The following is a 14,402-nucleotide window of genomic DNA, read 5'->3' as shown; positions in this document are numbered from 1 at the left end:
ATTGGAGGATTGGATTTCATGTTTAACTTACCGAATAAAATTACTCTTTCTAGGATCGCTTTGATCCCTGTTTTTATGATCATTATGCTAGCACCTTTTGACTGGGGTGTTGCACGCTTTGGTGATGTGAGTATCGAAGTGACTCACCTTGTCGGGGCGATCTTGTTTATTGTGGCTTCGACAACCGATTGGATTGATGGTTACTACGCACGTAAGTTTAATTTAGTGACGAATTTTGGTAAATTTTTAGATCCGCTTGCAGATAAATTGCTTGTGTCAGCTGCTTTAATTATACTTGTTCAATATGACCTCACACCGGCATGGATGGCGATTGTCATCATTAGCCGTGAATTTGCTGTAACAGGTCTAAGGCTCGTATTAGCCGGAGGCGGTGAAGTGGTAGCGGCCAATATGCTTGGAAAAGTGAAAACATGGGCGCAAATCATTGCGATTTCAGCACTTCTATTGCATAATCTGCCGTTTGAACTTGTATCATTCCCGTTCGGTGATCTTGCGATGTGGGTAGCGGTGTTCTTCACTGTTGTCTCGGGCTGGGATTACTTTGCGAAAAACTGGGAAGCTTTAAAGAATGCTAACTAAAAAGGACGTGTACGCTTTGAAGTCAGAGAGAAAAGCAGAAATTATTGCAGTCGGTTCCGAACTTTTGCTAGGGCAAATTACGAATACGAATGCACAATTCATCAGCAAACAGCTAGCTGAAATTGGTGTGAATGTTTATTACCACACAGCAGTTGGTGACAATCCAGAGCGTTTAAAACAAGCCATTCAAGTGGCGCAGGAAAGATCTAATTTTATGATCTTCTCAGGCGGTCTTGGACCAACAAAAGATGATTTAACAAAAGAAACCATTGCAAATACGCTCGGAAAAGAGCTTGTGCTAAATGAAGAAGCATTTGAATCGATTCAAGACTACTTTCGAAAGACCGGACGTGACATGTCACCGAACAACCGTAAGCAGGCACTCGTTCTAGAAGGGTCTGATGTGCTGGTGAATCGGTTCGGGATGGCACCAGGTATGTTTATTCAAGAAGAAGATACGTTTTATGTTCTACTTCCTGGACCACCAAGTGAACTGCACCCGATGTTTGAAAACGAGGCGAAGCCGCTGATTTCTGAGAAACTTGGCTTAAAGGAAAAAATCGTGTCTGTCGTGTTGCGTTTCTTCGGAATCGGTGAATCACAGCTTGAAACAGATCTTGAAGATTTAATCGATGCTCAGACCAATCCGACGATTGCACCGCTTGCAGCTGACGGTGAAGTGACACTAAGACTCACAGCCAAGCACGAGGATGAAAAAGAAACGGAGCGTCTGTTAAAAGAAACAGAAGCACAAATTTTAGAGCGGGTAGGCGAGTACTTCTACGGATATGGAGATACATCTCTTGTCCGTGAAGCATCCAAGGCCTTGCACGAACACGGGAAAACAGTAGCAGCAGTTGAAAGCCTGACTGGCGGCATGTTCTCCGAATGGCTGACAGATCTCGAAGGGGCATCATCGATTTTTAACGGAAGTGTGGTTTGTTATACAAATCAAGTGAAGCAGCAGGTGCTTGGCTGCCGGGAGGAAACGTTGTCTTCTCATGGCGCTGTCAGCAAAGAGTGCGCTTTAGAACTGGCTGAGGGCGTTAGAAAGCTGACAGGAAGCGATATCGGTATTAGCTTTACTGGTGTGGCAGGACCTGCTAGCCATGAAGGACAGCCTGTCGGAAAAGTGTTCATTGGGCTATCCACTAAAGATCAGAAAGACGTGTTTGAATGGATGTTTACAGGCAGTCGATCAGGCATTCGGAAACGCGCTGTGAAATATGGTCTGCATCATTTGCTCAAATTATTAAAAGAGAGTTAATTTTGTTTTTTGTTAGGTTTACTCCTTTATAAAAGAGTGTTTTTTCTAATAGAAACAGCTCTTTTCTTAAAAGATTTGCCAAGAAAAAATCGAATATGTGTTCGTTTTTTTCTTGGCAAATGACGTAAAACAAGGTATAGTATAGATAGTGGAATTGATAAAGGAGGAAACAATAGAATGAGTGATCGTCAAGCAGCCTTAGATATGGCTCTTAAACAAATAGAAAAACAGTTTGGTAAAGGCTCTATTATGAAACTAGGAGAGCGCACAGATACACGTATTTCAACAGTACCTAGTGGTTCGTTAGCACTTGATACTGCGCTTGGAATAGGTGGATATCCTCGCGGCCGTATTATTGAAGTGTATGGTCCAGAGAGTTCTGGTAAAACGACAGTGGCACTTCATGCAATTGCTGAGGTTCAGCAGCAGGGAGGACAAGCTGCATTTATCGATGCAGAGCATGCGCTAGATCCAGTTTACGCTCAAAAACTAGGTGTCAATATCGATGAGTTGTTACTTTCTCAACCGGATACAGGAGAACAAGCACTTGAAATTGCAGAAGCTCTTGTCCGCAGTGGTGCAGTTGATATTGTTGTCATTGACTCAGTAGCTGCTCTTGTACCAAAAGCAGAGATTGAAGGAGACATGGGTGATTCACACGTTGGTCTTCAAGCACGTTTGATGTCTCAAGCACTTCGTAAACTATCAGGTGCTATCAACAAATCGAAAACAATTGCCATCTTTATTAACCAAATTCGTGAAAAAGTAGGGGTCATGTTCGGTAACCCTGAAACAACGCCTGGTGGACGTGCACTGAAGTTCTATTCGTCTGTTCGTTTAGAAGTGCGCCGTGCTGAACAGCTGAAACAAGGCAATGACATTATGGGGAATAAAACAAGAATTAAAGTGGTGAAAAACAAGGTTGCACCGCCATTCCGTATTGCGGAAGTAGACATCATGTACGGTGAAGGGATCTCAAAAGAGGGAGAAATCATCGACCTTGGAAGTGAACTAGATATCGTACAAAAGAGCGGAGCTTGGTATTCTTACCAGGAGGAACGTCTTGGACAAGGCCGCGAAAACGCGAAACAATTCCTTAAAGAAAACAAGGATATCCTTCTCATGATTCAAGAACAAATCAGAGAACACTACGGTTTGGATACAAACGGAGTGAAAGCAACCGAAGAAGAAGGACAAGAAGAATTGGAATTTAAAGACTAAAAAGACGCTGAAAAGCGTCTTAGATTGTTGACAAAGGGCTAAAATGATCTTTATTTTAGCCCTTTGTCTTCTTTTCAGCGTGATTGAAAACCTTTGAAGTCTAGGAAGGACGAGCACTGGAGCGGAGCGAATTTGACATTCGTGAGCACCGGCGCGCAGGACTGACACCGAATGCGAGGGTTGTCTACACGCTGAGACGCTGAAAAGCGTCTTTTTTTTACAATTACATGACAAGTAGCGGGTCAAAAGTTCTGTCTTCGCTTGAAATAACGACTTACGCCTCAGTCTGACTAGCTTGACAAGTATTTCCGACACAATTACAATGGGAATGTATCACTTGTTTTTCTTAACATGATTGATAACTAATTTAAACTTGACAAGGGCAGTGAGGATCTCATTCCCTGTGAAGGCCCTGTATGTTGAGGCACAAAACAATGTACATGCCGACACTTTATTTGTAAAACCAAGTTCATAGCAAGAGGAGGTGAAAATATGTCGCCTACGATGTTTACGATCATCTCCATTTTGCTGAGCCTAATCTGTTTAGTTGTTGGCTACTTTGTTCGTAAAACCATTGCAGAAGCAAAAATATCCGGCGCAAGAAACATGGCCGAACAAATTGTTGAGGATGCAAAGCGTGATGCGGAAGCATTGAAGAAAGAAGCACTCTTGGAAGCGAAAGATGAAATTCATTCGTTTCGTGTAGAGGCGGAGCAAGAAGTTCGTGAAAGACGTAATGAGCTTCAAAGACAAGAAAACCGTTTACTTCAAAAAGAGGAAAATCTTGATCGCAAAGATGAATCTTTAGATAAACGGGAGTCCCTGTTGGAGAAGAGAGATCATTCTCTGAATGAACGACAACAACATATTGAAGAGATGGAAAGCAAAGTGGATGATATGATTCGTTTGCAGAAAGCCGAGTTGGAACGCATTTCTAGTCTAACTCGAGATGAAGCGAAACAAATCATTCTGGATCAAGTTGAAAATGAGCTTTCCCACGACATTGCAGTCATGACGAAAGAATCAGAAAACCGGGCGAAAGAAGAGGCTGATAAAAAGGCGAAAAACATTCTTTCACTTGCGTTACAGCGCTGTGCAGCTGATCATGTAGCTGAAACAACGGTATCTGTAGTCAATCTTCCAAATGATGAGATGAAAGGTCGTATTATCGGACGTGAAGGACGAAATATCCGTACGTTAGAAACGCTAACAGGTATTGACCTGATCATAGATGATACACCTGAAGCTGTCATATTATCGGGCTTTGATCCGATTAGACGTGAAACAGCGAGGATAGCTCTGGACAAGCTAGTCCAGGATGGCCGAATTCATCCTGCACGAATTGAAGAAATGGTGGAAAAATCACGCCGTGAAGTCGATGATTATATCCGCGAGATGGGTGAGCAAACGACATTTGAAGTCGGTGTTCACGGTCTGCATCCGGATCTCATCAAAATTCTCGGTCGCTTAAAATTCCGTACAAGTTATGGACAAAATGTCCTGAAGCATTCGATTGAGGTTGCACATCTTGCAGGTCTCATGGCTTCAGAGCTTGGAGAAGATGCAAAGCTTGCAAAACGAGCAGGTCTTCTGCATGACATTGGAAAAGCCATTGATCATGAAGTAGAAGGAAGCCACGTAGAAATTGGCGTTGAGCTTGCGACGAAATATAAAGAGCATCCTGTTGTCATCAACAGTATTGCCTCTCACCACGGTGACCAAGAACCGACATCTATTATCGCTGTTCTTGTTGCGGCAGCTGATGCATTATCTGCAGCACGCCCTGGTGCAAGAAGTGAGACGCTTGAAAATTACATTCGGAGACTTGAGAAATTAGAAGATATCTCTGAATCTTATGAAGGTGTTGAAAAATCGTTTGCGATACAGGCTGGACGTGAAGTACGTATTATGGTGAAGCCAGATTCAATTAATGATCTTGAAGCTCACCGTCTAGCAAGGGATATTCGTAAGCGAATTGAGGACGAGCTCGATTACCCTGGTCACATTAAAGTGACGGTCATTCGAGAAACTCGCGCAGTAGAGTATGCAAAATAGAGCGGTGCGCTTAGCGCCGCTTTATTTTTTTGTGTAAATATGCAACACTGATAGGAAGATCAATTTATAAGAGAAAGGGTTCAAAACGCATGAAAATATTATTTGTTGGAGATATCGTCGGTTCACCTGGCAGAGATACACTGAAAGAATACTTGCCAAAGCTTAAGAAAAAATATCAGCCGCACTTTACAATTGTCAATGGAGAAAATGCGGCTCATGGGAAAGGCCTCACTGAGAAAATCTATCACGAGCTGCTGCAAACAGGAGCTGACGTGCTCACGATGGGGAACCATACATGGGATAAAAGAGACATTTTCGATTTCATCGATGATGCAGCCAATATTGTTCGTCCAGCCAACTTCCCGCAAGGTACGCCTGGGAAAGGCCTCACCTTCATTAAAAAGCAAGGAAAAGAATTGGCTGTCATCAACTTACAAGGACGTACTTTTTTACCCCCAATTGACTGTCCATTTCAAAAAGTCGATGAATTAATTGCAGAAGCATCCAAACGTACACCATTTATTTTTATTGATTTTCATGGTGAAGCCACAAGTGAAAAGCTAGCAATGGGCTGGTATACAGATGGTCGTGCATCATGTGTTGTTGGTACACATACACATGTTCAAACAGCAGATAACCGCGTATTGCCAAAAGGAACTGCGTATATTTCAGATGTTGGAATGACAGGTCCATATGATGGAATTTTAGGGGTAGACCGGGAAACCATCATTAAACGATTCAAAACGAGCCTTCCTGTCCGTTTTGACATTGCAGAAGGACGCACTACATTAAGTGCTGTGATCGTAGAAATTGACGAACAGTCGAAAAAAGCTGTCAAAATTGATCGAATTTTGATAAATGATGACCATATTTTCTTTGAATAATTGTTCACATATTTATTTCAGAAAAATATTAATCAGAAAGAAGGAATATGCGCCCTCTATCGTGAATATAGTAAAAATGGTAGGTAGCCTGCTATTTTTGAAAAACATTTTGGGGATGGATTTTCAAAAAAATAGCATCATCTAACAAAGATTGTTCTAATGAACACTCACTTATCCATTGTAAATTTAAGGGGGAGCAGAAATGGAAATTTTAAAAGTTTCAGCAAAGTCAAATCCGAATTCAGTAGCAGGAGCATTAGCTGGCGTTTTACGTGAACGCGGTGCAGCAGAAATACAAGCAATCGGTGCTGGAGCGCTGAATCAGGCGGTCAAGGCTGTCGCCATTGCAAGGGGATTTGTGGCGCCTAGCGGAGTGGATTTGATATGCATTCCAGCCTTTACTGACATTCTTATCGATGGAGAAGAAAGAACAGCAATCAAACTGATTGTTGAGCCACGATAATTCTAATTTTATTATTTTCAACCTGCTTACATCATGTAAGCAGGTTGTTTTTGTTTACCACTATACATTTCTTATATAACATATTCAGTTCGTGAAATAGATAAAAACTACATATTAGAGCTTGCATTTTTTCACCATGATGATAAATTAAGATTAAGTTGAAAATACTTCATCAAAAATAAATATTTAAGTAGGTGAAATAATGATTGAAGCTTTTTTGAAAAGAGGAAAGCTTGTTTTTATTTTATTTTTTATCGTTCTTATTGCCGGAGGCTATCTCTTTACGCAGCTTCCTAAACGAGAACTGCCAGAACTCCAAGCGAATATCGTGACTATCTCCACTGTTTTTCCTGGTGCTGATGCAAAACAGGTAGAAAGTGATGTAACCAATAAGCTGGAATCAGCCATTTCTGATATCAATGGTGTAGAGAAAACAAGCTCTGTTTCTGCCGTCGGTTTTTCAAATATTGTGCTTGAAATTGATGATCAAGCCGATTTTCAAAAGGTGGCAGGTCAAATTAAAAATGAAACCACGAGTGCAGCATCTTCCTTTCCTGACGGTGTGATGGAGCCAGATGTAAAGGATGAGTTTGGCAACGTGCCGGTTGGTTCATACATGATTGTGTCGAGTAAGTCATCTGACTTAACAAAAAGTCAGGAATCGCTGCGTGCGTTGAAGGAAAAAGTAGAGGACATCAAAGGTGTTGACGGTGTCGTCATCAAAGGCTTCAATGACAAACAAGCGGTATTGAACTTAGATTCAAGTAAGCTTGAGGATGAGGGATTAAATGTGACCGATGTCACAAATGCCATCAAGCAGGAATTTGACACTTCTCCACTAGGTGACATTCAGGCAGACGGAGAAAAGGTCAAGCTGTCCATTGATGCCTATGACCGCTTAGATCAAGTCAAAAAGATTGAGCTTTTCTCAAAAACGAATCGAGAGCCAGTCACAATTAGTCAGCTTGGCAGCTTAAAAGAAGTAGAAAAAGAGAAAAGTGATATTGTTTCATATAATGGAAAGCCCGCCTATTCGTTTACAGTCAATATAAAACCAGGGCTTGATATTCCTAAAATGTATGACAAAGTCAGTGATGTCGTTGAAAAAGAGAAACAGCTGCCAAATGGTGTGGAATGGGTAGACTACTACTCGCAAAAAAGTGAAGTAGATGCCATTTTTAACGATTTAATCAAAGAAGCCATCGTTGCAGTCATTGCTGTCATTATCGTCACCACACTTGGTCTCACCATTGGCGGTGCCTTTATCGTTTCACTAGCGATCCCGTTATCGATCACGATTGGAACCATTCCGCTGCCATTTTTACAAGTGGACCTTAATCAAATTTCAATTATTGGCTTTATCATTGCCTTAGGGGTACTTGTGGATGATGCCATTGTCGTTAACGATAATATTTTGAGGCAGATGAAAAAATACGAAAGTCCGCTCAAAGGAACCATTGCAGGGGTGAAAGAGGTCGCAGGGTCCATTTTGACATCAACACTTGCGGTTGTGTTTGCCTTCTTGCCACTTGTTTTCCTATCTGGTGCGAACGGTTCATTTATTCGAGCATTACCGTCTGTTCTAGTGACAACTGTGCTTGCGTCTATGGTCATTTCTTTGACACTTGTCCCAGTCTATCAATATACAGCGAACCGGAAAAGAAAGAACAAGAAGATTCAAAAGGAGCCGGGATTCTTAGGCACTCCATTAAAGAAATTAGCAGATTTTTATGCAGACCGCGTGCTGACAAAAATCGTGAGGCGTCCACTTCTCATTGGATTAAGTGGTTTGCTTGTTGCAACACTTGCCTTTTTACTTATCTTCGTCACACCATTTGAATTTTTCCCTGCGGCGAATAAGAAAGAGGTTGTTGTCACTGTCACACTTCCAAGTGAAACGACATTAGACAAAACAAATGAAACACTAGAGAAAATAGAACAAGAGATCAAACAGCAAAAAGGCATTGAAGAGACGGCCATTTTTGCAGGCGGTGGTTTGCCGAACTTGTTTAATGAAAGCATCTCAAATGCAAGTGACCATACGGGTCAGATTGTCGTGAGAGTAGACAATGATCAGATGACAAGTAAGGCATTGATTGACCGTATGACAGAGCCTTTGCGAGAGAAATTTAAAGATGCTGATATCTTTATGAAAACCATTGTTCAAGGGCCGCCAACCGGAGCGCCTGTGACTGTAACCATTGCGGGTGACTCTTTTTCAAAACTAATTGATGTCAAAAGAACGCTTACAAAAGAAATGAAAGAAAATGGGGCAAGCTTGATCACGGACGATGTCAATCAGCCAGTAAAAACCATCTCATTTGAATTAAACCGTGACCGTATGGCAGAGGACGGACTCAGCGCTCAGTTTGTCAGCAGACAGCTTGGTCTTGTGACAGAAGGAATTCCATTAGGTACCTTTAAACAAGGAACAAATGACATTGATTTAGTGGTCAAACAGGATATGGATGCACATCAAAATGGCCTGAAGCTAAAGGAAATCAAAGTGCCTGTGAATACAAATGAGGGTGGTATGCCTTCGCTGGAGCCACTTAGCCGATATGTGAAAGAAAAAGAAACAGAGCAATACGAGAGCATTCCACATGAAAATGGTATTCCAACCATCACGTTAAAGGCGTACCCTGGAACGTCAGATACATTTAAAGACGATATGAAAGAAGTCGTCAATCAAGTCGAAAAAAGTGATACAGCGAAGGATTTGACCATTTCTCAAGGTGGAGAAAATGAAGATCAGACCCAATTCTTTATTGAAATTAGTCTTTTATTTGGGGTTGTCTTGCTGCTCATTTATGTGACGATCGCCTTCCAGTTCAATTCATTGATGCTTCCGCTTTTAGTGCTAGGAACCGTTTACTTAGCGATATCAGGAGCTATTATCGGGCTGTTTGTCACGCAAACGCCGTTCAGCTTTATGGCGACAATGGGGATTGTATCATTAGCTGGCATCGTGGTTCGAAATGCGGTTGTCTTGTTCGAATTTATTGAACAGCGGCGAAAACTAGGCTTTGATCAACGGACAGCAGTGATTGAAGCGGGAAGAGCAAGGATTAGACCCATTTTATTAACGGCATTTACAGCACTAGTTGCCCTTATGCCTGTTGCGTTAAGTAATGATCCACTCTTTAAGCCGCTTGCAATCTGCATTGTGTCAGGTGTCTTTTTCTCAACAATTCTGACACTATTAATTGTGCCGGCCCTATATGTTGCCGTTTCAAAAAAACGCTGACAGCTAAAGCAAATCTCCTTCTATTCGGAGATTTGCTTTTTTCTATTAAAAAAATATCCTAAAAAATATGTGGAGTGTTCATTTGTCTCTATCTAGTGGACAGTGGTGTTTACGACTAAAATAAGACGTGTTAAAATCTGATTGGGAGAAGTTTTTTAACAAAGGGGTTGTACGTCATGTGTGGAACGATGAAAGCGATTGTTAAAAAAGAAAGCGCTTACGGAGCGGTGTTGATAGACATGCCGATTCCAGAAATCAATGATCATGAAGTATTGATCCAGGTGAAAGCCACATCGATATGCGGAACAGATGTGCATATTTATAATTGGGATGATTGGGCAAAGGGAAGAGTCAAAGCACCTTACATTTTCGGACACGAATTTACTGGGGAAGTTGTCAAAGTGGGCAAGCAAGTCTCACGCGCAAAAATAGGGGACTTTGTATCGGCAGAGACGCATGTTGTATGTAATCAATGCTATATGTGTTTAACAGGCCAGCAGCATTTGTGCAGTGAAACAAAGATTTTAGGGGTAGACATTGATGGCTGCTTTGCTGAATATGTGAAGGTGCCTGAACAAAATGTGTGGCATAATCCAGCCCAAATGCCTGTAGAGCTTGCGTCCATTCAAGAGCCGCTTGGAAATGCAGTTCATACGGTTTTGCACACATCTGTTTCAGGTAAATCAGTGGCGATTTTTGGCTGCGGACCAATTGGTTTAATGGCGATCGCAGTCGCAAAAGCCTCCGGGGCTGTCCAAGTGTTTGCCGTTGATAAAAACGAATACAGGCTTGAGCTTGCAAGGAAAATGGGCGCAGACCATATCGTGGATATCGGAAAAGATGATCCTGTTGCGATGATTAAGCAGCTCACGCGAATGGAAGGGGCAGACGTGATGTGTGAGATGTCAGGACACCCAGTTGCGATTAATCAAGCACTCGAAGCTTGTGCAAATGGAGGGAAAGTCAATATACTGAGTTTGCCAGAACGGCCAGTGACAATTGATATTACGAATCAAATTGTTTTTAGGGGATTAACTGTTCAAGGGATCACGGGGAGAAAAATGTTTGAAACGTGGCGTCAAGTATCAGAGCTTTTAAGAACGAATACAATTGATGTACAGCCGGTTGTCACCCATACGCTACCATTTGAAGATTTCGAAAAGGGGTTTGAACTCATGAGAAATGGTACATGCGGAAAGGTCGTACTTATGATGCCATCATATCAAAGGGGGAAGAAATGATGAAAGAATTCACGTATTTACAAGATGAATTAGAAGCAATGAAGCAGCAAGGCACCCACCAAACGCTTAAAGAGATCGACTCAAAACAATCATCCACGGTCACATTAAATGACCAATCCGTCATACAACTCTCCTCAAATAACTACTTAGGCCTCACCTCACATCCAAGACTGATGAAAGCAGCGAAAGAGGCGATTGATGAGTTTGGTGCTGGGACAGGATCTGTACGAACCATTGCCGGTACAATGACGATGCATGAACGTCTTGAAAAAAAGCTCGCTGCATTTAAAAAGACAGAGGCAGCCCTTGTGTTTCAATCAGGTTTTACGACCAACCAAGGGGTTTTATCAAGTATTTTAACAAAAGATGATATTGTGATTTCAGATGAGCTCAATCATGCCTCGATCATCGATGGCATTCGATTAACAAAGGCAGATAAAAAAGTATACGCTCATTCCAATATGGAAGAGCTTGAGAAAATTTTAAAGAAATCTATGAATTACCGCGTCCGGCTTATCGTAACAGATAGTGTATTCTCGATGGATGGAGATATTGCACCGCTTCCTGAGATTGTGAGACTCGCAGAAGCATATGACGCATTTGTAATGGTTGACGATGCACATGCGTCAGGAGTGCTTGGTGAAAACGGACGCGGGACAGTCAACCATTTTAAACTCGACGGCAGAGTGCATATTCAGGTTGGGACACTTAGTAAGGCTGTCGGTGTGCTTGGCGGCTACGTGGCTGGTTCTGCAGTTTTAATCGACTACTTAAAGCATAAAGCAAGACCGTTTTTATTCAGTACCTCACATCCACCAGCTGTGACAAGAGCGTGTGAAGAAGCGATTGAAGTACTCTTAGACGAACCAGAGCGAATTGATACGCTTTGGGAAAACGCTGCCTATTTTAAAGAAAAGGTTATCAGTCTGGGATTTCAGGTTGCACCAACAGAGACACCGATTATTCCGATAATGATTGGAGACGAGGCACTTACTTTCCGTTTTTCAAAGGCATTAATAGAGCGAGGCGTCTTTGCTCAGGGCATAGCCTTCCCAACTGTGGCGAAAGGAAAAGCAAGAATTAGAGCCATCATCACAGCAGAGCACACAAAAGAAGAACTTGATCGTGCACTGACAATCATTGAAGAAGAAGCGAAAAAACTGAACATACTTGATTGAGAGAGCGCGGGCTCTCTTTTTCTTTTTATAAAGAGAATGGTTATGACTGTCCTGCTAAATAGGCATTTTTCATAGAAAAACCGTATATGAATTTATTTTCAATTCATAACAAAATAGTCTATACTGTAGGGTGGAGCTTGGTTTGAAAGGAGTACAAATTCATGAATGAAGAACAGAGAAAAGCGAGCGGACAAGTAAGTTCATCGGACAAAAAATCCGAGAAGGACTACAGCCAATATTTTGAAGCTGTTTACATTCCGCCTTCCTTAAAAGATGCAAAAAAACGGGGTAAAGAAGAAGTTGAATACAATCAATTTCAAATTGATGAGCGGTTTCAAGGGTTAGGGAACGGCCGCAAGTTTTATATTCGCACTTATGGCTGTCAAATGAATGAGCATGACACAGAAGTGATGGCTGGTATTTTTATGGCGCTAGGCTATGAACCGACAAACTCTACTCAAGATGCGAATGTCATCCTATTAAACACTTGCGCCATTCGTGAGAATGCTGAAAACAAAGTGTTTGGAGAGCTTGGTCATCTAAAAGCTTTAAAACGCGAAAAGCCAGATTTGATCTTAGGTGTCTGCGGATGTATGTCACAAGAAGAATCTGTCGTCAACCGTATTTTGAAAAAACACCCATTTGTTGACTTGATTTTCGGAACGCACAACATTCACCGCTTGCCGGAGCTTTTATCTGAATGTTATCTTTCAAAAGAAATGGTCATTGAGGTTTGGTCGAAGGAAGGGGATGTCATTGAAAACCTTCCAAGAGCCCGCCAAGGTAAAATCAAAGGCTGGGTGAACATTATGTACGGCTGTGATAAGTTCTGTACATACTGTATCGTACCTTACACACGCGGTAAGGAAAGAAGCCGCCGGCCAGATGAAATTATTCAAGAGGTAAGACGTTTAGCGGCAGAAGGATATAAGGAAATCACCCTTCTTGGTCAAAACGTGAATGCGTATGGAAAAGATTTTGAAGACATGGAATATGGTCTTGGCCATCTCATGGATGAGCTACGTAAAATCGATATTCCGCGTATCCGTTTTACAACAAGTCATCCGCGTGACTTTGATGACCATTTAATTGAGGTGCTTGCAAAGGGCGGCAACTTGCTCGATCATATTCACTTACCAGTTCAATCAGGAAGTTCTTCTGTGCTGAAACTAATGGCGAGAAAATATGACCGTGAACGTTACCTTGATCTTGTGCGCAAAATCAAAGAAGCGATGCCAAATGCTTCCCTGACAACAGACATTATTGTTGGGTTCCCAAATGAAACAGATGAGCAGTTTGAAGAAACCCTTACCCTCTATCGTGAGGTTGAGTTTGATGCAGCTTATACGTTCATTTACTCTCCAAGAGAAGGAACACCAGCAGCCAAAATGAAAGACAATGTGCCAATGCGTGTGAAAAAAGAACGCCTTCAGCGCCTGAATGCACTCGTGAATGAAATTTCCGCGAAAAAAATGAAGGAATATGAAGGGCAGACTGTCGAAGTATTAGTAGAGGGTGAAAGTAAAAATAACCCTGAGGTCCTAGCCGGTTATACAAGTAAAAGCAAGCTTGTGAATTTTAAAGCACCAAAAGAAGCGATTGGCAACATCGTCAAAGTGAAAATCACACAAGCGAAAACTTGGTCTCTTGACGGAGAAATGGTTGAAGAAGCTATCGAGGTGAATTAAAATGACACTTTATTCAAAGAAAGAGATTGTCGAGCGCGCAAGAGAGCTCGCTAAAATGATTTCTGAAACAGAAGAAGTTGATTTCTTCAAAAAAGCAGAAGCACAAATCAATGAAAATACAAAAATTTCGACGATCATTAATCAAATTAAGGCGCTTCAAAAACAAGCTGTGAATTTAAAGCATTACGGCAAACACGAAGCCTTAAAGCAAGTCGAAGAAAAAATCGATGCCCTGCAAGAAGAGCTGGATGACATCCCAGTGATTCAAGAATTCAAAGAATCACAAATTGAGGTCAATTCCCTGCTTCAGCTTGTAGCGCACACGATTTCTAATCAAGTAACGGATGAAATCATTCTTTCAACCGGCGGTGACCTATTATTAGGAGAAACTGGTTCAAAAGTGAAAAACTCATCACCAAGTTGCTCCATTAAATGAGAAAACCCCGCATCTGCGGGGTTTTTTGTTACCTTACGATATTTAATTTCTGAAACAATTTAAAATTTGAATTCCCCGCTCTACATCAAAGCTCCATCAACCCCCAATCTTTCACTCTCCAA

11 protein-coding genes are annotated in these 14,402 nt (G+C 41.7%); all 11 read left to right on the top strand.

Translation table 11 applies throughout. From position 1 onward, the window contains the following. Positions 1-18 precede the first annotated feature (18 nt). The 11 genes from pgsA to ricA all read left to right on the top strand — a co-directional run bounded on the left by pgsA (position 19) and on the right by ricA (position 14,280). The gene (pgsA, locus tag BA70_RS02065) at positions 19-600 is read left to right on the top strand and encodes a CDP-diacylglycerol--glycerol-3-phosphate 3-phosphatidyltransferase (protein ID WP_034317561.1); all 582 of its coding nucleotides are present in this window, start codon (positions 19-21) and stop codon (positions 598-600) included. Beyond that, complete coding sequence (locus tag BA70_RS02060) at positions 590-1,867, top strand: competence/damage-inducible protein A (RefSeq protein ID WP_420834669.1); 1,278 nt, start codon at positions 590-592, stop codon at positions 1,865-1,867. The genes pgsA and BA70_RS02060 overlap by 11 nt, the downstream gene beginning before the upstream one ends. 177 nt (positions 1,868-2,044) lie before the next feature. After that, positions 2,045-3,088, top strand: coding sequence for a recombinase RecA (gene recA, locus BA70_RS02055; RefSeq protein WP_034317559.1), 1,044 nt, complete (start codon positions 2,045-2,047; stop codon positions 3,086-3,088). Positions 3,089-3,580: 492 nt separating this feature from the next. Further along, positions 3,581-5,143 carry a ribonuclease Y gene (gene rny, locus BA70_RS02050; RefSeq protein ID WP_003211958.1) on the top strand — a complete coding sequence of 521 codons (1,563 nt, stop codon included), beginning with the start codon at positions 3,581-3,583 and terminating at the stop codon, positions 5,141-5,143. An 89-nt stretch (positions 5,144-5,232) separates the two neighbouring features. After that, the gene (locus BA70_RS02045; RefSeq protein WP_034317556.1) at positions 5,233-6,027 is read left to right on the top strand and encodes a TIGR00282 family metallophosphoesterase; all 795 of its coding nucleotides are present in this window, start codon (positions 5,233-5,235) and stop codon (positions 6,025-6,027) included. Positions 6,028-6,229: 202 nt separating this feature from the next. Further along, complete coding sequence (gene spoVS / locus BA70_RS02040) at positions 6,230-6,490, top strand: stage V sporulation protein SpoVS (RefSeq protein WP_003211281.1); 261 nt, start codon at positions 6,230-6,232, stop codon at positions 6,488-6,490. 202 nt (positions 6,491-6,692) lie between these two features. Next, on the top strand, positions 6,693-9,737 hold the full coding sequence (locus BA70_RS02035; protein ID WP_034317554.1) for an efflux RND transporter permease subunit: 3,045 nt from the start codon (positions 6,693-6,695) through the stop codon (positions 9,735-9,737). A 176-nt stretch (positions 9,738-9,913) separates the two neighbouring features. Next, entirely contained in the window at positions 9,914-10,978 is a 1,065-nt protein-coding gene (gene tdh, locus BA70_RS02030; RefSeq protein WP_034317553.1) for an L-threonine 3-dehydrogenase, read from the top strand. Further along, positions 10,978-12,156: a glycine C-acetyltransferase gene (locus BA70_RS02025; protein ID WP_034317551.1), complete on the top strand. Its 1,179-nt coding sequence runs from the start codon at positions 10,978-10,980 to the stop codon at positions 12,154-12,156. The genes tdh and BA70_RS02025 overlap by 1 nt, the downstream gene beginning before the upstream one ends. Before the next feature lie 161 nt (positions 12,157-12,317). Beyond that, positions 12,318-13,844: a tRNA (N6-isopentenyl adenosine(37)-C2)-methylthiotransferase MiaB gene (miaB, locus tag BA70_RS02020; protein WP_034317548.1), complete on the top strand. Its 1,527-nt coding sequence runs from the start codon at positions 12,318-12,320 to the stop codon at positions 13,842-13,844. Between the two features lies 1 nt (position 13,845). Then, positions 13,846-14,280, top strand: coding sequence for a regulatory iron-sulfur-containing complex subunit RicA (ricA, locus tag BA70_RS02015; protein WP_034317546.1), 435 nt, complete (start codon positions 13,846-13,848; stop codon positions 14,278-14,280). Positions 14,281-14,402 lie beyond the last annotated feature (122 nt).

Origin of the sequence: Bacillus zhangzhouensis, from assembly GCF_000715205.1 — a bacterium.
In the GTDB taxonomy this organism is placed as follows: Bacteria; Bacillota; Bacilli; order Bacillales; family Bacillaceae; genus Bacillus; species Bacillus zhangzhouensis.
Note: the sequence above shows the minus strand (reverse complement) of the source record. Positions and strands in the feature narration are given on the sequence as shown.